Below are 20344 nucleotides of genomic sequence, written 5' to 3'. Positions count from 1 at the left end.
GTGCTGTAAAGAGCTTTGCCCGATCTTTTATCCGAGGGGCCCGCCGCGGCGTCCGTCGAGCAGCGCGGCGGCCGTGAAGAACTCCACTCCGTAGCCGATCGCGGACTCGTCGACGTCGAAGTCGCCCCGGTGCAGGTCCCGCTTGGCGGTGTCACCCGGCCGGCGGACGCCGAGGCGGGCCATGGCGCCGGGGACGTGCTCGAGGTACCAGGAGAAGTCCTCGCCGCCGAGGCTCTGCTCGGTGTCCTCGACCGCCCCGGGGCCGCAGCGGGCGCCCATGGCCTCCCGGAGCAGTTCGGTGACCACCGGGTCGTTGACCACGGGGGGCACCCCGCGCACGTGGTTGATCTCGAACTTGGCCCCGTGCATGGTGGCGACCTCGTCGATCGCCGCGTGGATCATGTCCGGGGCCTCGTACCAGGCGTTGAGGTCCAGGCAGCGGACCGTGCCGGACAGCTCGGCGTGCATCGGGATGACGTTGCACGCGTGCCCGGACTCGATCCGGCCCCAGGTCACGGACATGCCCGAGCGGGCGTCCATGCGGCGGGCCAGCAGGGCCGGGACGTCGACGGCGACCCGCGCGGCGGCCGTCACCATGTCGGTGGTCAGGTGCGGGCGGGCGGTGTGGCCGCCCGGGCCGGCCAGGGTGACCTCCAGGCGGTCGCAGGCCGAGGTGATGGGGCCGGGCCGCAGCCCGATCATGCCGGCGTCGACGCGGGGGTCGCAGTGCACCGCGATGATCCTGCCGACGCCGTCCAGCACCCCGGACTCGATGGCCTCGGTCGCGCCGCCCGGCAGCACCTCCTCGGCCGGCTGGAACAGCAGCCGCACCGGGCGGGGCAGCAGGCCCTGGCGGTCGAGCTCGGCGAGGACCAGGCCGGCGCCGAGGACGACTGCGGTGTGGACGTCGTGGCCGCAGGCGTGGGCGCGGTCCGGGTAGGTGGAGCGGTACGCGACGTGCGTCTTGGCGTCCGGGATGGGCAGGGCGTCGATGTCCGCGCGGAGGGCCAGCATCGGCCGTTCCCCGTCCCAGGTGCCGACGTCACAGATGAGTCCGGTACCGGACTTCAGGACGCGTGGTCGCAGGCCGGCCTGCTCCAGCCGGGCCTTGATCGCCGCGGTGGTACGGAACTCCTGGTGTCCTAGCTCGGGGTGCATGTGCAGGTCCCGGCGGAAAGCGATCAGTTCGGCGCGGAGCCGGTCCGGCAGCTTGCCGGGCAGCTCGGGCCGGGCAGGCTTGCCGGGCAGGGCGGTCTGGGGCTCGCGGGACATCAACTGGTTCACCCGTTGAAGGGTAGGCGCACGGATGGGTCAACTGTCCGGAGATCACCAAAAGTTCATGCCCTTAGGGGAAAGAAAAGGGGCCTCTGGACGCATGACCGGTGGCGGCGGGGGGTAAACTCCCGCGCCCGTCCGGCCGCCGGGGCGTCCCGTGGCGGGGCCCAAGCCGCCGCCGCACGGTCCCCGCCCCCGGCGGGGCGGTCAGCTGACGGCGAGCTTCGCGGCGAAGCCGAGGAAGACCACGCCCGCCGCCGAGGTCGCGCCGGCCGACAGCCGCCTGCGGCGGCGGAAGGCGGTGGACAGCCGGGTGCCCGCGAATATCAGGGTGGACAGGTAGAGGAAGCTGATCAGCTGCGAGACCGCCCCGAGGAGCAGGAACGACAGCGCCGGATAGGCGTAGCCGGGGTCGACGAACTGCACGAAGAAGGAGAGCAGGAACAGGATCGCCTTCGGGTTGAGCAGGCTCACCACCAGCGCCCGCCGGTAGGGCCGCTCGGCCGTGCCGGCGGCCGGCTCCTCCACGGCCCGCTCCCCGTCCCGGCCCCCGCGGCCGCGCCACATGCCCCGGGCGGCGCGCAGCATGCCGACGGCCAGCCAGCCGAGGTAGCCGGCACCGAGGACCTTGACCACCGTGAACAGCACCGGGCTGGTCTGGAGCAGCGCGCCCGCCCCGGCCGCCGCGAGCACCATGAGCACGGTGTCCCCGCTGAACACCCCGCAGGCGGCCTTGTACCCCTCCTTGACCCCGCGCCGGGAGGCGACGGAGAGCACGTAGAGCGAGTTCGGCCCCGGCAGCAGCACGATCAGCACGACGGCGGCGAGATAGGTAGGAAGGTCTGTCACACCCAGCATGGGCAGGAGTGTCCCATGAGGACACACCTGTCGCGCCAGTCGATTTCAGTGGGCGGGACCGGACGGTTCGTAGCTCCCCCAGACCTCCCGCAGCACCCCGCACACCTCCCCCACCGTGGCCCGTGCCCGCAGGGCCTCCTTCATCGGGGGCAGTACGTTGTCCCGGGTGCCGGCCGCCGCCTCCCGCAGGGCGGCCAGCGCCCGCCCCACCGCCCGTCCGTCCCGCGCCGCCCTGAGCCGCTCCAGGGCGGCGCACTGCCGGGCCTCGATCGCCGGGTCCACCCGCAGGGGCTCGTACGGCTCCTCCCGCTCCAGCGCGAAGCGGTTGACGCCGACCACGATCCGCTCGCCGCTCTCCTGCTCGCGGGCGATGCGGTAGGCGTTGGCCTCGATCTCCTCCTTCTGGAAGCCGGCCTCGATCGCCGCGACCGCCCCGCCCAGGTCCTCGATCCGCCGCATCAGGGCGAGCGCGGCCGCCTCCACCTCGTCCGTCATCCGCTCCACCGCGTACGACCCGGCGAAGGGATCGACCGTCAGCGGCACGTCCGTCTCGTACGCCAGCACCTGCTGGGTGCGCAGGGCGAGGCGGGCCGCCTTCTCCGTCGGCAGCGCGATGGCCTCGTCGAAGGAGTTGGTGTGCAGGGACTGGGTGCCGCCGAGTACGGCGGCCAGCGCCTGCACGCCCACGCGTACGAGGTTCAGCTCGGGCTGCTGCGCCGTCAGCTGCACCCCGGCCGTCTGGGTGTGGAAGCGCAGCATCAGGGACTTCGGGTCGCGGGCCCCGAACTCCTCGCGCATCACGCGGGCCCAGATCCGCCGCGCCGCACGGAACTTGGCCACCTCCTCCAGGAGGGTGGTGCGGGCGACGAAGAAGAACGACAGCCGGGGCGCGAACTCGTCGACCGCCATCCCGGCGTCGAGCGCGGTACGGACGTACGCGATCGCGTCGGCGAGGGTGAAGGCGATCTCCTGCACGGGCGAGGCCCCCGCTTCGGCCATGTGGTAGCCGGAGACGGAGATGGTGTTCCACCGGGGGATCTCCTCGCGGCAGTACCGGAAGACGTCGGCCGTCAGCCGCAGGGAGGGGCCGGGCGGGAAGATGTACGTCCCGCGGGCGATGTACTCCTTGAGGACGTCGTTCTGCACGGTGCCCGTCAGCCGCCCGCCCGGGATGCCCTGTTCCTCGGCGACCAGCTGGTACATCAGGAGCAGCAGGGCGGCGGGGGCGTTGATGGTCATCGAGGTCGACACCCGGTCGAGGGGGATGCCTTCGAGGAGCGCCCGCATGTCCTCGACCGAGTCGACGGCGACGCCGACCTTGCCGACCTCCCCGTGCGCGAGGGGGGCGTCGGAGTCGTGCCCCATCTGGGTGGGCAGGTCGAAGGCCACGGACAGGCCGGTCCCGCCGCCCTCGATGAGCGCCCGGTAGCGGGCGTTGGATTCGGCGGCCGTGCCGAACCCGGCGTACTGGCGCATCGTCCAGGGCCGCGCGGTGTACATCGTGGGGTGGATGCCGCGGGTGTAGGGGTACTCCCCGGGGCTGCCGAGCCGGACCCGCGGGTCCCAGCCGGTCAGGTCGGCCGGGCCGTAGACGGGTTCGAGGGGGATTCCGCTCTCGGTGCGTGCCATCGACGTGCCTCCGTGGGGTCCTGTCCCGGGCGGGACCGGTGAGCTCCCTGCCTACCGCGCGGGGACGGGCCCGGGGCGGCTGACGCGCCTGACGGCTGTCCTCCCGGCCGCCCGGACGCCGCGCGCCGCCACTCGTTCGAGTGTGGTGGGGGGCCCGGCGGGAGAGGGAGCGGCCCCGGGCCCCGCCGTGGCGCGAGGACCTCACGGGGGAGCCGGGAACCGCCGGGCGGCAGGTCCGGGGCACCTGCCGCCCGGCGTGCCCGGCCCCTTCGGCGCCGCTGTCCGGGTGGGACCGGAGCCCTCTTGGCGACACCGCGCGGCCGCGTGCAACTTTCCGCGCCTTCGAGGCGTCACCCTGATACACGACCTTGAATCCGGGGGACCCCACCATGCAGCGACAGAGAGCCATCGTCCGTACGCTCGGCCTGGCCGCCGCCGCCGCGCTCGCCGCGACCGCGTGCGCACCCCAGGGCGGCGGTGCCGGTCCGGCCGCGCCCTCCTCACCGGCGGCGTCCCCCACGGCCTCCCCCTCCCAGCGGGACGACAAGCCGGGCGGGGCCTCGCCCTCCGCGTCGTCCTCCCCGACGTCCGCGCCGTCGCCCTCGTCGCCCTCGTCCTCACCGTCGTCGGCCGCCCCCGGCCCGAAGGCGCTCATGGCCAACGGCGACGAGAGCGAGCAGGTCCGGGAGCTCCAGGCCCGGCTGCGCCAGCTCAAGCTGGTGTCGACGGCGCCCACCGGTTTCTACGGCTCGAAGACGACCGCCGCGGTCAGGACCTTCCAGTCGCGGCACGGGCTGCCCGCGACCGGGTCGGTGGACGAGGCCACCTGGCAGAAGGTGCAGGCCCTCAGCACGAAGCCGACGGAGCAGGAGCTGCGTCCGCCGACCACCAACGAGGTGGACGCCCCGGACCCGCGCTGCATGCAGGGGCGGGTGATGTGCATCAGCAAGGAGAGCCGCACCCTGGCCTGGATGATCGACGGCAAGGTCGTCTCCACGATGGACGTGCGCTTCGGTTCGGAGAACACGCCGACCCGCGAGGGCCTGTTCCAGGTGGAGTGGAAGGCGAAGGAGTGGACGTCGACGATCTACCACACGTCGATGCCGTACTCGATGTTCTTCAGCCAGGGCCAGGCGGTGCACTACTCGTCCGACTTCGCGGCCCGCGGCTACGACGGCGCCTCGCACGGCTGTGTGAACGTCCGGGACAAGAAGAAGCTGTCGGAGCTTTTCGACCAGGTGAAGGTGGGCGACAAGGTCGTCGTCTACTGGTGACCGGGCCCCGGTGGTCCGGGGGGCGGCGACCCGGGCCCGGTGACCCGGGGGCCGGCTGCGGTCGTGAGGAGGAGAGGGGGCGCGGGCAGGGCCGGGGGAACGTGCCCCACCCGCGCCGGGTGCGCCGAGCCCAGGGGTACGGGGGGAACCCCGGCTCGTGCGCGGCCGATGACCAGTCGGCTCGATACGTACTGCGCCGGCGGTTCGAAAAGTGTTACTGCCCCGGCCGGAGGGTCTGCGGAAACGATTCCGCCGACGGTCGCGGCGGGCGTTTCAGCGGCTGCGGAAGCCCAGTCCGCCGCTCGTCAGGGAGGACGGCGAGGGCAGCGGAACGCCGCCCTGGTCCGCACCGCTCTGCGGGACGCCGCCCCGGGGCGCTCCGTCCAGCAGGGTCGCGCAGAAGCGCTGGACCTTCGCGGCCCCGCCCGCGAGCTTGGCGAGGTACTCGCGCCGGTCGTCGCTGAGGTTCTTCGCCTTGTTCGCCCGGCACAGGTCCTCGGGCCGGGGCTTTTCGGTGCCGCTGTGGCCACCGCCGCCGTCTGCGCCGCCGGCGCCGCTGTCGATGAACCTGTCAGGCGTGCCGTCGGTGCCGGCCGTGCCCCCGCCGCCCGTGGCGGCCGTGCCGGGCGGCACGGACGGGCTGGGGGCGGCGCCGGGGGACGTACGCGTGTCCGTGCCCGGGATCCGCGAGGCGTCCGGGCCGTACGTGAAGCCGCCGCCGCCCGGGGACGGGGTCGGCCGCAGCTGCGGCGCGACGGGGCTGGGGCCCGCGGTGTCCCCGGCCGGCGCCGGGTCCGAGTCGGCGGTGACGGAGACGGCCGGGGCGGGGCCCGCCGTCAGGTGCGCGGCGCGGTCCAGCAGGCCGGTCCCGGCGACGGCCGCGATCCCGCCGACGGCGACGCCGGCCAGCGCGGCGGCCAGCCCGAACCGGGCGGCTGCGTGGCGCCGCTGCGCGGGGATGCGTACGGGGGGTATCGGGGCCAGGTCGACCAGGGGTTCACGGTCGCCGCCGGCCGGGGCGGCGGTCCCTGCGGGCTCCGGCGGGGGCGCCGTCACGGGCACCGTGGCGCGGGCCGCGCGGAAGGCGGCCAGGGCGGCTTCCTCGCCGGGCAGCCCGCCCCCGGCGGTCCGGGGCGTCAGGGCGTCGAGGGCGGCGCGCATCCGGGCGGCCTCCGCCCGGGCGCGGGGGTCGGCGCCGACCGGGTCGGGGGTACCTCCGCGCAGCAGTTCGTCCGCCGCGGCCCCGTCCAGCCACGCGTTGTGCTCGTCGGCCATCACATGTCCTTCTGCGTCCGCCAACGTGAATGCGTCACACCGGTTTGCTCCACCAGGTCCCCCGCCCGCGCGCGCTGTGCGGGTACCGCGTCGAGATCGCGCTCCCGTGCCTGGTCCCCGGCATTATGGCCGACCAGGGCGCGGGACTCCGCTTCGTTTTCCGTCCCGCCCGCCCCGCCGGCGGGGCCGGACTCCGCGCTCAGCAGTTCCGCGAGCTTCTTCAGCCCCCGGTGGGCGGCCGTGCGGACCGCCCCGGGGCGCTTGCCGAGGGTCTCGGCCGCGCTCTTGGCGTCCAGCCCGACGACCACCCGCAGGACGACGGCCTCCGCCTGGTCCTGCGGGAGCTGGGCGATCAGCTTCATGGTCTGCCCGGTGGACAGGGCCTCCATGGCCTCGCCGTAGGTGTCGGAGTCCGCGGCCCGGCCGGTCAGCTCGGTCTCGTCGCCGCCGATGGCGGGGCGGCGGCCGCGCATGCGGATGTGGTCCAGGGCCCGGTTGCGGGCGATGCGGGCGGCCCAGCCGCGGAAGCGGTCGGCGTCGCCGGTGAAGGATCCGAGGTCGCGGGCGATCTGCAGCCAGGCTTCGGAGGTCACGTCCTCGGCGTCGCCGTCACCGACGAGCGTGCGTACGTATCCGAGCAGGCGCGGGTGCACGGCGCGGTACACAGTCCGGAACGCGCTTTCGTCGCCGTCCTGTGCCGCGAGCACCGCGGCGGTCAGCTCCGCGTCGTCCCCCAGCAAAGTCCCCAACCCGTTCGACGTCCTGTACGTGTGGCGCAAATCCGCACGTTACGGCTTTCAAGTACCTCTCGTCCACGAGTTCTACAACCAGCGACCGAGCCTGCGCGGAGCGGGGTGTGACAGAAAACGCACTCCATACGCTGACATGGATACGGGCTTGTCGCACGAGTCCGTGACGGATGGCGACCGGGGCCTCTCCTGTGGGGGGTGGCGGCCTCGGTCGTCTTCCCCTCTCCGGCGGGTCAAACCTCCCCGCCTCATCCTTTCGGCTCACTTCCGGGTGAAATCCCCGCACGGGCAGGGCGCCGCCCCTCCGAGATCGCTAGCGTGGCGGCACACCCGCGCCACGCCCCGAGGAGAACCGCTGTCCAGCCAGCTTCCGGCACAGGTCCGCGGTCCGGCCTCCGCCCCCGGCGCCGGACTGGCGCGCTTCAACGCCCTGCCCCCCGAGACCGCGCGCGCCGTCCTGCTGCGCTGCTGCGGCAGCGGGCGCTGGGCCCACCGGGTGACGGCCCACCGCCCGTACCCCGACACCGCCTCCCTGCTGGCGGCCGGGGACGAGGCCGCGTACGACCTCTCCCAGGGCGACCTGTCCGAAGCGCTGTCCCTGGAGACCTCTGCGGAGCTGGGCCAGGGCGCCCCGTACGCCGCGCTCCTCGCCCTCGACGCGGCGCGGGCGGAGTACGAGCGGACCTTCGGGCACGCCTTCGTGATCTGCCTGGACGGGCACCCGCCGGAGGAGCAGGTGGACCAGCTGCTGGCCGCGATCCGCCGGAGGATGGCTCACGAGATCGACGAGGAGCGCTCGATCGCCGCCGACGAACTGCGCCTGCTGGCCCGCTCCCGGATGGTCCGCCTGCTGGACCGACTCGCCGGAGCGCACCGCCCCGACCCCGATGACGGTCTGTCTGCTGCCGATTTCGGACTATTTGCCCCTGCGGGGTAGCCCGTCCGTGCCTGTTTGATCACACCGACGGACCCCGGGCGAGGGAACCGACAAAGCGTCGCTACGATGTCCGGGGCCGGTGGACCGTACCCGGCCGGGCCCGACCGACAAAGAAGCCGGCTGGCCCCCGCCCCGCTTCCGGAGGGTTTTCCGTGCCGGCTGGAACGTTGTACCGCGGCCGGGAAGGAATGTGGTCCTGGGTGGCTCATCGAGTCACCGGCGTCCTCATCTTCTTCTTCCTGTTCGTACACGTCCTCGACACCGCTCTCGTCCGCGTCTCCCCCGAGGCGTACGACGATGTCGTGGCTACCTACAAGACCCCGATCGTCGCGCTGCTGGAGTACGGCCTCGTGGCCGCCATCCTCTTCCACGCGCTCAACGGTCTCCGTGTCATCGCCGTGGACTTCTGGTCCAAGGGCCCCCGCTACCAGAAGCAGATGCTCTGGTCCGTCGTGGGCGTCTGGATCGTGCTGATGGCCTTCGCCGTCCTCCCGGTCCTCGGCCACGCCTACCGCGTTCTGTTCGGGGAGTGACACGCATGTCTTCCGACACTTCTTCCGCCAAGGCGATCGGCGACGTGGAGGGCGTTTCCCTCTACGACACCGACAACCCGGCGCCCTACATCGAGGCGCCGCGCAAGCGCACGGGCAAGACCCCGCGCTCGACCCGCGGCAACTTCGAGATGGCCGCCTGGCTCTTCATGCGCCTCTCGGGCATCGTGCTCGTCGTCCTGGTCATCGGTCACCTGCTGATCCAGCTGGTGCTGGACGGCGGCGTCTCCAAGATCGGCTTCGCCTTCGTGGCCGGCCGCTGGGCGTCCCCGTTCTGGCAGGTCTGGGACCTGCTGATGCTGTGGCTGGCCATGCTGCACGGCGCCAACGGTCTGCGTACCGTCATCAACGACTACGCGGAGCGCGCCAACACGCGGCTGTGGCTGAAGGGCCTGCTCTACACCGCCACGGTGTTCACCATCCTTCTGGGCACGCTGGTGATCTTCACCTTCGACCCGAACATCCGCTAGGCACGGGCTGAGGCGAATCGACTCATGAAGATCCACAAGTACGACACCGTCATCGTCGGCGCCGGTGGCGCGGGCATGCGCGCCGCCATCGAGGCGACGAAGCGCAGCCGCACCGCGGTGCTGACGAAGCTCTACCCCACCCGCTCCCACACGGGTGCCGCGCAGGGCGGCATGGCCGCCGCGCTGGCCAACGTGGAGGACGACAACTGGGAGTGGCACACCTTCGACACGGTCAAGGGCGGTGACTACCTGGTCGACCAGGACGCCGCCGAGATCCTGGCGAAGGAGGCCATCGACGCGGTCCTCGACCTCGAGAAGATGGGCCTGCCGTTCAACCGCACCCCGGACGGCACGATCGACCAGCGCCGCTTCGGCGGCCACTCGCGCAACCACGGCGAGGCCCCGGTCCGCCGGTCCTGCTACGCCGCGGACCGCACCGGCCACATGATCCTCCAGACGCTGTACCAGAACTGCGTCAAGGAGGGCGTGGAGTTCTTCAACGAGTTCTACGTCCTGGACCAGCTCCTGGTCGAGGAGGACGGCGTCAAGAAGTCGGCCGGTGTGGTCGCGTACGAGCTCGCCACCGGCGAGATCCACGTGTTCCAGGCGAAGGCCGTCATCTACGCCTCCGGCGGCACCGGCAAGTTCTTCAAGGTGACCTCCAACGCGCACACCCTCACGGGTGACGGCCAGGCGGCCTGCTACCGCCGCGGCCTGCCGCTGGAGGACATGGAGTTCTTCCAGTTCCACCCGACGGGCATCTGGCGCATGGGCATCCTGCTGACGGAGGGCGCCCGCGGTGAGGGCGGCATCCTCCGCAACAAGGACGGCGAGCGCTTCATGGAGAAGTACGCGCCGGTCATGAAGGACCTCGCGTCCCGTGACGTCGTCTCGCGCTCCATCTACACGGAGATCCGCGAGGGCCGCGGCTGCGGTCCCGCCGGCGACCACGTGTACCTGGACCTGACGCACCTGCCGCCGGAGCAGCTCGACGCGAAGCTCCCGGACATCACCGAGTTCGCGCGCACCTACCTGGGCATCGAGCCGTACACGGACCCGATCCCGATCCAGCCCACCGCGCACTACGCCATGGGCGGCATCCCGACCAACGTCGAGGGTGAGGTCCTGGCGGACAACACCACCGTCGTCCCCGGCCTGTACGCGGCCGGCGAGGTCGCGTGCGTGTCGGTGCACGGCGCCAACCGCCTGGGCACCAACTCGCTGCTGGACATCAACGTCTTCGGCAAGCGCTCCGGCATCGCGGCGGCCAAGTACGCGGCCGAGAACGACTACGTCGAGCTGCCGGAGAACCCGGCGCAGCAGGTGGCCGACCTCGTCGAGCACCTGCGCAACTCCACGGGCAAGGAGCGGGTCGCCGATCTGCGCCTGGAGCTCCAGGAGACGATGGACGCGAACGTGATGGTCTTCCGTACGGAGCAGACCATCAAGACCGCGGTCGAGAAGATCGCGGAGCTGCGCGAGCGCTACAAGAACGTGTCCGTCCAGGACAAGGGCAAGCGTTTCAACACGGACCTGCTGGAGGCCATCGAGCTGGGCAACCTGCTCGACCTGGCCGAGGTCATGGCCGTGTCCGCCCTGGCGCGCAAGGAGTCCCGCGGCGGTCACTACCGCGAGGACTACCCGAACCGCGACGACGTCAACTTCATGCGCCACACCATGGCGTACCGCGAGGTCGGCGCCGACGGCCAGGACTCCGTGCGCCTGGACTACAAGCCCGTCGTCGTCACCCGCTACCAGCCGATGGAGCGTAAGTACTGATGGCCACCCCGACCCTGGACAAGATGGAGGCGGCGGCCGCCGCCTCGCCGTACATCACGGTCACCTTCCGGATCCGCCGCTTCAACCCCGAGGTCTCCGACCAGGCGGAGTGGCAGGACTTCCAGATCGAGATCGACCCGAAGGAGCGCGTGCTCGACGGTCTCCACAAGATCAAGTGGGACCTCGACGGCACGCTGACCTTCCGCCGCTCGTGCGCGCACGGCATCTGCGGCTCCGACGCGATGCGGATCAACGGCAAGAACAGGCTCGCCTGCAAGACGCTGATCAAGGACATCAACCCGGAGAAGCCGATCACCGTCGAGGCCATCAAGGGCCTCACGGTGATGAAGGACCTCGTGGTCGACATGGAGCCCTTCTTCCAGGCGTACCGCGACGTCATGCCGTTCCTGGTCACCAAGGGCAACGAGCCGACGCGCGAGCGCCTGCAGTCCGCCGAGGACCGCGAGCGCTTCGACGACACCACCAAGTGCATCCTGTGCGCCGCGTGCACCTCCTCGTGCCCGGTGTTCTGGAACGACGGCCAGTACTTCGGCCCGGCGGCGATCGTCAACGCGCACCGCTTCATCTTCGACTCGCGTGACGAGGCCGGCGAGCAGCGGCTGGAGATCCTGAACGACAAGGACGGCGTGTGGCGCTGCCGCACGACCTTCAACTGCACCGACGCGTGCCCGCGCGGCATCGAGGTCACGAAGGCGATCCAGGAAGTCAAGCGGGCGCTGATCACCCGCCGCTTCTGATCCTTCCGAGGCGCCGCCCGCGGCGCCGGGCAGGACCCCGCCCGCCGGTCCCGGCCCCGGCCGGCACCGGCGGGCACAGGGCCCCGCCCCCGGACATCCTCCGGGGGCGGGGCCCTTACGCGTACCCGGGAGCCCGTCAGGGACGGGTCAGGGGCGGCCCGGTGGTCCGGGGATCTTCCTCCCGACAGGCTCACGGCATGACGAACGCCCCGCACTCCGCCCCCCGCCACGCCCGCCTTGCCCGGACGGCCCTGATCGCCGCCGGTGTGGCCCTGGCCGTCCTCGGCGCGGGCACCCCGCCCGCGGCGGCCGCCGCCGCGCGGCCCGCCGCCGCCCCGGTCACGGGGTCCTGCCGGGCACCCTCCCCGCCGAGTGGGCCCCGATCACCGTCGGGCAGCTGCTCAGCCACACCAGCGACCTGCCCAAGCCGGTCCCGCCCTCCCCCGGCACCACCCCGGCGTCGGCGGTCTCCGACGCGGTACGGGCGGCCGCGGAGGCCGGCGCGCCGCGGCCCGTGCCGGGCTCGCGGCAGCAGTACAACGGCCTGAACCACTTCCTGCTCGGCATGGTGATCGAGAGGACGGCCGGCCGTACGTACGCCGAGGAAGTGCGGCACCGGATCGCGCGGCCCCTGGGACTGCGCCGCACGTACGTCCCCGCCGCGGACGACTGGTCGCTCCCGGCCCCGCACACCCGTGCCCTGTGGGACGCCTCCGGCGACGGCACCGGGGAGCTGGTGGACAACTCCCGGCAGAGTCCCTGGGCCTGGGCCGAGGGCGGGATGGTCTCCAACGCCCCGGAACTCGACCGGTTCTTCACGGCCCTGCTGCACGGCCGGCTGCTGCCGCCCGCGCAGCGGCGGCTCCTGACGGAGGCGGTCCCCGGCTTCGAGGGGCACGGCACCTTCAGCCGGGGCGGCCTCCAGCACGTACGGCTCGGCCCGGACCGCTGGGTGTGGGGCAAGACGGGCTCGTACAACGGCTACACCAGCGGGGTCTTCGCCGGCGAAGGGGGCGGCCGGGTACTGGTGTACTCCCTCAACCCGACGAACCGCCGGCCGCGGGAGGAGTCGGACGGCCCGACCGAGCTGGGCCGCATCCTGAAGATCGCCGGTGCGGCCTTCTGACGGCGGCGACAGAAGGCTTGAACCTGTTCAAAAAAAGGTCTACAGTCAGGCCTGCCAGAGAGTTGAACACGTTCAAGGGGGGCTGGGGCAATGGACCTCACCGTGGCCGCGTACGTCATCTACCTGTTCGTCAGCATCGGACTGACCGTCTGGGTCGCCCGTACGCTCAGCCGCAACGGCCGCGTCTTCATCGCCGACGTCCTCCAGGGGAACGAGAAGCTCGCGGACGCCGTCAACCACCTGCTGGTGGTCGGCTTCTACCTCGTCAACATCGGCTTCGTGACCCTGTACCTGCGCTCGGGCGAGACGGTACTCGAAGCCCGGGGGCTCTTCGAGGCCCTGTCGGTCAAGCTCGGCGTCGTCCTGCTGGTCCTCGGCGTCATGCACCTCGGCAACGTGTGGGTGCTGAGCCGGATGCGCCGCCGGGGGATCACGGAGCGGCAGGCCGCGCAGCGGCCGCCGATGCCGCCGCTGCCCCCGCAGGGGTGGACCGTGCCGGCCGGGGCCTGACCCGTGGCGCGGGCCGTGCGGGCCGACGGCGTCCGGTCCCTGACCGTCCTGTACGACGCCGACTGCCCCGTGTGCGTCCACATCCGGAACTGGCTGGGCCGGCAGCGGCAGCTGGTGCCGCTGCGGCTGGTGCCGGCCGCCTCCGCCGAGGCGTGGCGGCGGTTCCCGGGGCTGGCGCACGCCGAGACGCTCCGCGAGATCACCGTCGTCGGCGACGCGGGACAGCTGTGGCGCGGGACGGACGCCTTCGTCGTCTGCCTGTGGGCCCTGGCCGAGCACCGCGCGAAGGCCGAATGGCTCGCCACCCCGGCGGGCCGTCCCTTCGCCAGGGCCGCCATGCACACGGCCGCCGCCGTACGGCACGCCGTACGTTCCAAGTCCGAAGCGGAGCCCGGGGGACCGGCCTGTGACGAGCAGTGCTCGGCACCCCGATAAAGTCGGACACCGTGACAGATCAGAAGGCTCCCAAAAGCGAGCAGACCCGCACGCTCATTCTCGAAACCGCGCTCCGGCTCTTCCAGGAACGCGGTTTCGACAAGACGACCATGCGGGGCATCGCCAAGGAGGCGGGGGTCTCGGTCGGCAACGCGTACTACTACTTCGAGTCGAAGGAACACCTCGTCCAGGGCTTCTACGACCGGATCGGCGCGGCCCACCAGGCTGCGGTCCGGCCCATCCTGGACCAGGAGAGCGATCTCCAGAAGCGGCTCGCCGGCGTACTGACGAGCTGGCTCGAAATCGCGGAGCCGTACCACGAGTTCGCCTCGCAGTTCTTCAAGAACGCGGCGGACCCCGAGAGTCCGCTCAGCCCGTTCTCCGCGGAATCGGAACCGGCGCGCAAGGCGGCCATCGACATCCACCGCGAGGTGCTGGCCGGCGCGAAGACCAAGGTGCCCGCCGAACTGGCCGACGCCCTGCCGGAACTGATGTGGCTCTCCCAGATGGGCCTGGTCCTGTACTGGGTCTTCGACCGCTCGCCCGGCAGCGAGAAGACCCGCCGGCTCGCCGAGCGCGGGGCGCAGCTGACCACGCGCGGCATCGTGCTGGCCCGGTTCCGGGTGCTGCGGCCGCTGGTGCGCGAGGTGCACGAACTCTTCGCGGACTTCCTGCCGGGCATGGCGCAGACGGCGGCCTCGCGCGCCGGGACGCGGACCGCGGACCCCCACTCCGCCCGCTCCGGGGAGGAGTGAGGGTCCCGGGCGGCCGGCCGGGAGGCCGCGGGGTCAGGCCTGGTACGAGGCCAGTTCGACGACGGTGATGTCGGACGGCGCGCCGACCCGGACCGGAGGCCCCCAGGCACCCGCGCCCCGCGACACGTACAGCTGGGTGTCGCCGTAGCGTTCCAGGCCCGCGACGGTCGGGTTCGCCAGCTCGGCCAGGTACTTGCCGGGCCACAGCTGGCCGCCGTGGGTGTGCCCGGAGAGCTGGAGGTCCACGCCGTGGCGCACGGCCTCGTCGATCACGACCGGCTGGTGGGCGAGGAGCACGGAGGCCCGCGCGCGGTCCCGGTCCCCGAGGGCCGCGCGGAAGTCGGGGCCCTTGCCCTCCTTCTCGCCCTGGACGTCGTTGACCCCGGCGAGGTCGAAGTGGGGCAGCTCCCGGCGGGCGTTCTCGAGGGGGACGAGACCCAGTTCGCGGACGTGGTCGATCCACTGCTGGGCGCCGGAGAAGTACTCGTGGTTGCCGGTGACGAAGTAGCTCCCGAGGCGGGCGCTCAGCTCGCGCAGCGGTTCGGCGGCGGGCCCGAGGTCACGGACGTCGCCGTCCACGAGGTCGCCGACGATGGCGATGAGGTCGGGCTGGGTGCGGTTGACGGTGTCGACGATGCGGCGGGTGTGGGCGCGGCCGAGGACCGGGCCGAGGTGGACGTCGCTGACGACGGCGATCCGGAACCCGTGCGCGGCGCGGGGCAGCCGGGCCAGCGGCACCTGTACGCGCTTCACGCGGGGCCCGCGCAGCACGCCGTGGGTGCCGTTCCCGACGGTCACCCCGGCCGCGGCGACGGCGGCCCCGCCGAGCACCCGCGCGACGAACACCCGCCGGCCGACCGCGCCGGGAGCCGGGCCGGAGGCCGTGCCGGAGGCCGTGCCCGGGGTCGGGTCTGCGGCCTGCCCGGGGGTCGGGGCGGCGGCCTGGCCGGGGGTCGGGTCGGCGGGCCGGCCCGGAGCCGGGTCGGGGGCGGCGCCGGGAGCCGGCTGGGCCGTCCCCCCGGCCGGGCCGCCCGCGGCGGAGGCCAGTTCGAGCCCCTCCGGCGCCCGGGCGGCCGGGCCCGCCGGAACCCGGCGGAGCCACAGGCGGCGGACCGGTTCCGCCACCGCCATCGCCATCGTCAGGTAGAGCAGCACCGCCAGCCACATGTACCCCGGCCACGCCACCAGCCGCTCGAGCCAGAACGGCGCACCCGCCCGCCCGGCGGTCAGTGCCGCCAGTGCCAGCAGCGGCAGCGCGAAGGCCAGGACGGTGCCCGCCTTCCGGGCCGGGCCGCCCGCGCGGGTGGTGTCGCGCACCAGCCGGACCCACAGCCAGCGGTGGACCGCCGCGAGCAGCGCCAGTACCGCGACCACCGCCACGGTCGCCACGACCACGGTCATCGCGATTCCCGTCGCAGGGCCAGGACGCTCCGCAGCCCGATCACACCAACGGCCGTCCCCAGGAGAAACGACGTCACCGCCAGGAGAAGGTGGACCCAGAAGTAGGCCGTGGGCCTGCCGTCGTCGAAAGCCAGACCGCTGGCGTCGTGGAAGAGGTTCTTGACGAACGTGGACCAGATCACCCAGGACCAGGCTCCGAACGCTGCGAGGAACCAGGACGCGGTACGGCTGAGTTTCATGCCCCCAGTATGGGTTTCGTCCCCAGGACGGACGCGCCGGGGTGGGCCGTACCGGGTGTGGTTCAGCCCGGTTGGCCGTCCCCGGGCGCCCGGCAGTCCATCGGGATGTACGTTCACCTGCGTGTCTGCCAAGAAGACCGCGCTGACGGTCCTTTCCGCCGCACTGCTGGTTCCAGCGGTCCTCGTGGCACCCGCGAGCGCGCCCGCGCTCGCCGCGCCGGCGCCGCCCCCCTCGGCCGACGGGAAGGGGCGGCCCCGCAAGGCACCGCGCGCCCCGGCGCCGCCCCCCGCGATGTCCACCGTCGGCGGCGCCCGCCTCGGGCTGCCGGGCACCCAGGTCAATCCGCTGCCCGGGGCGCCCTCCCTGCCGGCCAACCTCAGCGGCCGGTCCTGGATCGTGGCGGACGCCGAGACCGGCGAGGTCCTCGCGGCGCACAACGCCCACTGGCGGCTGCCGCCGGCCTCCACCCTGAAGATGCTCTTCGCCGACACGGTGCTGCCGGGCCTCCCCAAGGACCGGGTGCACCGGGTCACCGACGAGGACATGGAGGGGGTCGGCCCCGGCAGCAGCCTGGTGGGCGTCAAGGAGGACCACGAGTACAGCGTCCACGACCTGTGGCTCGGCGTGTTCCTGCGCTCCGGGAACGACGCGGTGCACGTCCTGTCGGCCATGAACGGCGGCGTCGAGAAGACCGTCAAGGACATGCAGGCGCACGCCGAGGAACTCCAGGCCCTGGACACCCACGTGGTGTCCCCCGACGGCTACGACGCCCCCGAACAGGTGTCGAGTGCGTACGACCTCACGCTCATCGCCCGCTCCGGACTCCAGAAGCAGGACTTCCGCGAGTACTGCGGCACGGTCGAGGCGAAGTTCCCCGGCAGGCAGGAGGAGGGCAGGCCGCGCGAGTACTTCGAGATCCAGAACACCAACCGGCTGATGACCGGCGCGGGCGGCATCAGCCCGTACAAGGGCATCGCCGGGGTGAAGAACGGCACCACCACCATGGCCGGCTCGACCTTCACGGGCGCCGCCCAGCGCGGGAACAAGAAGCTGCTGGTGACGGTGATGAACCCGGACAACGGCGGGCTGAACGGGGTGTACGAGGAGACCGCCCAGCTCTTCGACTGGGGCTTCGAGGCCGCCGGGAAGGTCAAGCCGGTGGGCGAGCTGGTGCCGCCGAAGAGCGCGGACACCTCCCCGCACGGTTCTCCGGCCCAGTCCCACGAGAGGGGCGGCCCGTCGGCGGGCGGCGGCGCCTCCGGCAGCGGCGGCCTCGGCACGGCGCTCGGCATCACGGGCGGGGCGCTGGCCGCCCTGGCGGGCGGGGCCTTCGCGGTCAACCGCCGCTGGCCGCGCGGCCGCCGCGGCCCGGGGGGCGGTGCCGGCAGCGGCGGCTAGGCCGGATCCGCTTCGGCGTCGCCCGCGTCCTCGGCGTCGCCCGCGTCCGCGTCCTCGTCGGGGGTCGCCGTCCAGGCCGCGCAGAACAGGAGCAGCCGCGCCGTGAAGCTGATCCACAGCAGCAGGGCGATCGGGACGCCGAAGGCGCCGTACATGCTCTTGGCCGCGACCTCCCTCATGTAGCCGCTGAGCAGCAGCTTCAGCAGCTCGAAGCCCGCCGCGCCGATCAGGGCCGCCTGGATCAGCCGGGCGCGCGGCGGCTCCACGCCGGGCAGCAGGGTGAGCAGGTAGAGCAGCAGCAGGAAGGCCGCCAGTACGCCGACGAGGAAGGCCGCGGCGCGCAGCAGTGCCCCGCCGGCGCCCTCGCGCGGGATGCCGAGGACCTCGGCGGACTTGCCGACCGCGCTGGCTCCCACGATCGACGCGGCCGCCGAGGCCAGGGCCGCGCCGCCGAGGCCGAGGAGGACGAGGGCGTCCTTGCCCTTGCGCAGGAAGGGGTTGCCCTCGTCCTCGTCGTCCTTCTCCCAGACGGCGCGCAGGCAGTCGCGCATGGAGCCGATCCAGCCGATGCCGGTGAAGAGGAGGAGGGCGCCGGCGACGAGGCCGACGGTGCCGGCGTTGGCGACGAGCGCCTCCAGGTCGAGCTGGTCGGAGATGCCGGGGACCTGTTCGGCGAGGCTGCGCTGGAGCCGGTCCAGCTGGTCCTGGCTGAGCAGCCCGGCGCCGACGGCGGCGGCGACCGTGATCAGCGGGAACAGGGCGAGGAAGCTGATGAAGGTGATCGCGGCGGCGAGCCGGGTCCAGTGCACCCGGTCGAGGCGCTCGTACGAACGCCAGGCGTGGGTCCGCATGGCGGCGGACGCCGCCGGGCCGATCACCGGGAGTTTCTTCAGCCAGTCCATGGGGCCACCGTAAATGAGCTGCTGGAAATAGCCGGGATTGTCGCTTTCGGGCACTACGGTCGTCGATTGTGACTTTTCGCCCTACGGATCGTCCCCCGGCCCGCCCGTTCCACACCCTGCTGCTGCGGAGCCTGCGCTTCCGCGCGTACCGGGCCCTGCGTCCCCTGCGTCAGGAGCGCGGCACGGCCGTGTCGCCCACCGGAGCGGGCTGCGCCGGGACGCCGGGGGCGCCCGCGCCGAAGGGGTACTCGCGCAGCTTGCGCCAGACCCCGTCCGAGCCCTGCTCGTAGAGCGCGAAGCCCTCGCACAGCCAGCCGGCGGCGTAGTCGGCCAGCTCGGCGTGGGCCCGGTCCATCGCCTCCTCGGAGATCCCGTGGGCGACCGTGACGTGCGGGTGGTACGGGAAGGCCAGCTCGCGGGCGAGCGGCCCGCGGGGGTCGCGCACCTGCCCCTGGAGGCGGGTGCACTCGGGGGTGCCCTCGGCGAGCCGGACGAAGACGACCGGCGAGAGGGGGCGGAAGGTTCCCGTCCCCTCCAGGCGCATCGGGAAGGCCCGGAAGGCCCGCGCGACCTCCGTCAGGTGGGCGCGGACCGCGGGCAGCCGGTCCGCCTCCACCTCGGTGGGCGGTACGAGGGTGACGTGCGTGGGGATGCCGTGCGCGGCGGCGTCCCCGAAGCCGGCGCGCAGCTGCTGGAGCTGGCGGCCGTACGGCTCCGGGACCGCGATCGAAACGCCGAGCGTTACGGTCCCCACGTATGTCTCCTTGGTGTGTGTGCGAGGTGCTGCCGCTCAGTGTGGCGCCAGCACGCCCTCGGCCGCCAGGGGCGTCGGTCCGTCAGTGCTTGGCGGGCAGGAAACCGAGGCGGTCGTAGGCCTGCGCCAGGGTCTCCGCGGCGACCGCCCGGGCCTTCTCCGCACCCTTGGCCAGCAGGGAGTCCAGGGTCTCCGGGTCGTCCAGGTACTGCTGGGTGCGCTGCTTGAAGGGTGTGACGAAATCGACCATCACACCGGCGAGGTCGGTCTTGAGCGCCCCGTAGCCCTTCCCCTCGTACTGGGCCTCCAGGGCCGGGATCGACTCGCCCGTGAGGGTGGCGTAGATCGTGAGCAGGTTGCTGACGCCCGGCTTGTTCTCGGTGTCGAAGCGGATCTCGGACCCGGTGTCGGTGACCGCGCTCTTGATCTTCTTCTCGGTGACCTTGGGCTCGTCGAGGAGGTTGATCAGGCCCTTGGGGGAGGACGCGGACTTCGACATCTTGATCGCCGGGTCCTGGAGGTCGTAGATCTTCGCGACCTCCTTGACGATGTGCGCGGCGGGGAGGGTGAAGGTCCGGCCGAAGCGCTGGTTGAAGCGCTCCGCCAGGTCGCGGGTCAGCTCGATGTGCTGGCGCTGGTCCTCGCCGACCGGGACGGCGTTCGCCTGGTAGAGGAGGATGTCGGCGACCTGGAGGATCGGGTAGGTGAACAGGCCGACGCTGGCGCTGTTGACCCCGCCCTTGGCGGACTTGTCCTTGAACTGGGTCATCCGGCTGGCCTCGCCGAAGCCGGTGATGCAGTTCATGACCCAGCCCAGCTGCGCGTGCTCTGGGACATGGCTCTGGACGAAGAGCGTGCACCGTTCGGGGTCCAGGCCGGCGGCGAGGAGCTGCGCGGCGGACAGGCGGGTGTTCGCGCGGAGGTCCTTCGGGTCCTGCGGCATGGTGATCGCGTGCAGGTCGACGACCATGTAGAAGGCGTCGTGCGTCTCCTGGAGGGCGACGTACTGGCGGATCGCTCCGAGGTAGTTCCCGAGGTGGAACGAGCCGGAGGTGGGCTGGATACCGGAGAGCGCGCGGGGACGGTCAGAAGCCATGCCCTCATTCTCTCAGGTGCGGGGCCGCTCTCCGGCCGCACACCGGCCGGAACCCACCGGTGCGGTGCGGGGCCGGGGCCGGGGGGCGGCACCGGACGGCCCGCGCGGACGGGTGCCCGGTGGCCGGATCCCGCCCCCGGCCGGCCGGCCCGCCAGGCCCCGGGGAGCGGGG

Annotated in this window: 21 protein-coding genes; 11 read left to right on the top strand and 10 right to left on the bottom strand. The window is 72.6% G+C overall.

Annotation, left to right across the window (positions count from 1 at the left end):
• Positions 1-27 precede the first annotated feature (27 nt).
• The 3 genes from ACZ514_RS06165 to ACZ514_RS06155 all read right to left on the bottom strand — a co-directional run bounded on the left by ACZ514_RS06165 (position 28) and on the right by ACZ514_RS06155 (position 3762).
• Positions 28-1272: an amidohydrolase gene (locus ACZ514_RS06165; RefSeq protein WP_468170175.1), complete on the bottom strand. Its 1245-nt coding sequence runs from the start codon at positions 1270-1272 to the stop codon at positions 28-30.
• Positions 1273-1482: 210 nt separating this feature from the next.
• A complete protein-coding gene (gene leuE / locus ACZ514_RS06160) occupies positions 1483-2133 on the bottom strand; it encodes a leucine efflux protein LeuE (protein WP_468170030.1) in 651 nt (216 codons plus the stop codon).
• A gap of 45 nt (positions 2134-2178) precedes the next feature.
• Entirely contained in the window at positions 2179-3762 is a 1584-nt protein-coding gene (locus tag ACZ514_RS06155; RefSeq protein WP_468170033.1) for an acyl-CoA mutase large subunit family protein, read from the bottom strand.
• Between the two features lie 389 nt (positions 3763-4151).
• Between ACZ514_RS06155 and ACZ514_RS06150 the strand changes: the two genes are divergently transcribed.
• A complete protein-coding gene (locus ACZ514_RS06150; protein ID WP_468170036.1) occupies positions 4152-5036 on the top strand; it encodes a L,D-transpeptidase family protein in 885 nt (294 codons plus the stop codon).
• Between the two features lie 273 nt (positions 5037-5309).
• Here the strand turns inward: ACZ514_RS06150 and ACZ514_RS06145 are convergent, their stop codons facing one another.
• Entirely contained in the window at positions 5310-6311 is a 1002-nt protein-coding gene (locus ACZ514_RS06145; RefSeq protein ID WP_468170039.1) for a hypothetical protein, read from the bottom strand.
• Entirely contained in the window at positions 6311-7051 is a 741-nt protein-coding gene (locus ACZ514_RS06140) for an RNA polymerase sigma factor (RefSeq protein ID WP_468170178.1), read from the bottom strand. The genes ACZ514_RS06145 and ACZ514_RS06140 overlap by 1 nt, the downstream gene beginning before the upstream one ends.
• 280 nt (positions 7052-7331) lie before the next feature.
• Between ACZ514_RS06140 and ACZ514_RS06135 the strand changes: the two genes are divergently transcribed.
• The 9 genes from ACZ514_RS06135 to ACZ514_RS06095 all read left to right on the top strand — a co-directional run bounded on the left by ACZ514_RS06135 (position 7332) and on the right by ACZ514_RS06095 (position 14381).
• Positions 7332-7997, top strand: coding sequence for a 2-oxo-4-hydroxy-4-carboxy-5-ureidoimidazoline decarboxylase (locus ACZ514_RS06135; RefSeq protein ID WP_468698942.1), 666 nt, complete (start codon positions 7332-7334; stop codon positions 7995-7997).
• Positions 7998-8149: 152 nt separating this feature from the next.
• Positions 8150-8530 (top strand): succinate dehydrogenase, cytochrome b556 subunit, encoded by a 381-nt coding sequence (gene sdhC / locus ACZ514_RS06130; RefSeq protein WP_468698940.1) that lies wholly within the window; start codon positions 8150-8152, stop codon positions 8528-8530.
• A gap of 5 nt (positions 8531-8535) precedes the next feature.
• A complete protein-coding gene (locus ACZ514_RS06125; protein WP_267033120.1) occupies positions 8536-9018 on the top strand; it encodes a succinate dehydrogenase hydrophobic membrane anchor subunit in 483 nt (160 codons plus the stop codon).
• A 24-nt stretch (positions 9019-9042) separates the two neighbouring features.
• Positions 9043-10797 (top strand): succinate dehydrogenase flavoprotein subunit, encoded by a 1755-nt coding sequence (sdhA, locus tag ACZ514_RS06120; protein ID WP_468170047.1) that lies wholly within the window; start codon positions 9043-9045, stop codon positions 10795-10797.
• Complete coding sequence (locus tag ACZ514_RS06115) at positions 10797-11555, top strand: succinate dehydrogenase iron-sulfur subunit (protein WP_388934568.1); 759 nt, start codon at positions 10797-10799, stop codon at positions 11553-11555. The genes sdhA and ACZ514_RS06115 overlap by 1 nt, the downstream gene beginning before the upstream one ends.
• Positions 11556-11727: 172 nt before the next feature.
• Positions 11728-12681 carry a serine hydrolase domain-containing protein gene (locus tag ACZ514_RS06110; protein ID WP_469124474.1) on the top strand — a complete coding sequence of 318 codons (954 nt, stop codon included), beginning with the start codon at positions 11728-11730 and terminating at the stop codon, positions 12679-12681.
• Between the two features lie 90 nt (positions 12682-12771).
• Positions 12772-13191, top strand: coding sequence for a hypothetical protein (locus tag ACZ514_RS06105; RefSeq protein WP_469124238.1), 420 nt, complete (start codon positions 12772-12774; stop codon positions 13189-13191).
• A gap of 3 nt (positions 13192-13194) precedes the next feature.
• Positions 13195-13626, top strand: coding sequence for a thiol-disulfide oxidoreductase DCC family protein (locus tag ACZ514_RS06100; protein WP_469124237.1), 432 nt, complete (start codon positions 13195-13197; stop codon positions 13624-13626).
• Positions 13627-13637: 11 nt separating this feature from the next.
• Positions 13638-14381, top strand: coding sequence for a TetR/AcrR family transcriptional regulator (locus ACZ514_RS06095; RefSeq protein ID WP_469124236.1), 744 nt, complete (start codon positions 13638-13640; stop codon positions 14379-14381).
• Between the two features lie 33 nt (positions 14382-14414).
• Here ACZ514_RS06095 and ACZ514_RS06090 read toward each other — a convergent pair whose 3' ends face one another.
• Together ACZ514_RS06090 and ACZ514_RS06085 are read right to left on the bottom strand one after the other, a co-directional pair.
• Complete coding sequence (locus ACZ514_RS06090; RefSeq protein ID WP_469124235.1) at positions 14415-15782, bottom strand: metallophosphoesterase; 1368 nt, start codon at positions 15780-15782, stop codon at positions 14415-14417.
• Positions 15779-16021 (bottom strand): SCO4848 family membrane protein, encoded by a 243-nt coding sequence (locus ACZ514_RS06085; RefSeq protein ID WP_468170062.1) that lies wholly within the window; start codon positions 16019-16021, stop codon positions 15779-15781. The genes ACZ514_RS06090 and ACZ514_RS06085 overlap by 4 nt, the downstream gene beginning before the upstream one ends.
• A 121-nt stretch (positions 16022-16142) precedes the next feature.
• Here ACZ514_RS06085 and ACZ514_RS06080 point away from each other — a divergent pair, with 121 nt between their 5' ends.
• Positions 16143-17420, top strand: coding sequence for a D-alanyl-D-alanine carboxypeptidase family protein (locus ACZ514_RS06080; protein ID WP_469124234.1), 1278 nt, complete (start codon positions 16143-16145; stop codon positions 17418-17420).
• Here ACZ514_RS06080 and ACZ514_RS06075 read toward each other — a convergent pair.
• The 3 genes from ACZ514_RS06075 to trpS form a co-directional block, all read right to left on the bottom strand.
• Positions 17417-18322, bottom strand: coding sequence for a YhjD/YihY/BrkB family envelope integrity protein (locus ACZ514_RS06075; RefSeq protein ID WP_468170068.1), 906 nt, complete (start codon positions 18320-18322; stop codon positions 17417-17419). The two genes, ACZ514_RS06080 and ACZ514_RS06075, sit on opposite strands and share 4 nt — an antisense overlap.
• Positions 18323-18491: 169 nt before the next feature.
• Entirely contained in the window at positions 18492-19076 is a 585-nt protein-coding gene (locus tag ACZ514_RS06070) for a 2'-5' RNA ligase family protein (protein ID WP_468170071.1), read from the bottom strand.
• An 82-nt stretch (positions 19077-19158) separates the two neighbouring features.
• Positions 19159-20172, bottom strand: a complete 1014-nt coding sequence (gene trpS, locus ACZ514_RS06065) for a tryptophan--tRNA ligase (protein WP_468698919.1) — start codon at positions 20170-20172, stop codon at positions 19159-19161.
• Positions 20173-20344 lie beyond the last annotated feature (172 nt).

It is taken from the genome of Streptomyces sp. NPDC034086, from assembly GCF_055575515.1.
The sequence above is the reverse complement of the archived record's forward strand: the minus strand, read 5'-3'. Positions and strand labels throughout refer to the sequence as shown.

Bases quoted from the DNA above. Each gene is read 5' to 3' on its own strand.
- ACZ514_RS06165 (WP_468170175.1), bottom strand. From the start codon at position 1,272: ATGTCCCGCGAGCCCCAGACCGCCCTGCCCGGCAAGCCTGCCCGGCCC.
- leuE (WP_468170030.1), bottom strand. From the start codon at position 2,133: ATGCTGGGTGTGACAGACCTTCCTACCTATCTCGCCGCCGTCGTGCTG.
- ACZ514_RS06155 (WP_468170033.1), bottom strand. From the start codon at position 3,762: ATGGCACGCACCGAGAGCGGAATCCCCCTCGAACCCGTCTACGGCCCG.
- ACZ514_RS06150 (WP_468170036.1), top strand. From the start codon at position 4,152: ATGCAGCGACAGAGAGCCATCGTCCGTACGCTCGGCCTGGCCGCCGCC.
- ACZ514_RS06145 (WP_468170039.1), bottom strand. From the start codon at position 6,311: ATGGCCGACGAGCACAACGCGTGGCTGGACGGGGCCGCGGCGGACGAA.
- ACZ514_RS06125 (WP_267033120.1), top strand. From the start codon at position 8,536: ATGTCTTCCGACACTTCTTCCGCCAAGGCGATCGGCGACGTGGAGGGC.
- sdhA (WP_468170047.1), top strand. From the start codon at position 9,043: ATGAAGATCCACAAGTACGACACCGTCATCGTCGGCGCCGGTGGCGCG.
- ACZ514_RS06115 (WP_388934568.1), top strand. From the start codon at position 10,797: ATGGCCACCCCGACCCTGGACAAGATGGAGGCGGCGGCCGCCGCCTCG.
- ACZ514_RS06105 (WP_469124238.1), top strand. From the start codon at position 12,772: ATGGACCTCACCGTGGCCGCGTACGTCATCTACCTGTTCGTCAGCATC.
- ACZ514_RS06090 (WP_469124235.1), bottom strand. From the start codon at position 15,782: ATGACCGTGGTCGTGGCGACCGTGGCGGTGGTCGCGGTACTGGCGCTG.
- ACZ514_RS06085 (WP_468170062.1), bottom strand. From the start codon at position 16,021: ATGAAACTCAGCCGTACCGCGTCCTGGTTCCTCGCAGCGTTCGGAGCC.
- ACZ514_RS06075 (WP_468170068.1), bottom strand. From the start codon at position 18,322: ATGGACTGGCTGAAGAAACTCCCGGTGATCGGCCCGGCGGCGTCCGCC.
- trpS (WP_468698919.1), bottom strand. From the start codon at position 20,172: ATGGCTTCTGACCGTCCCCGCGCGCTCTCCGGTATCCAGCCCACCTCC.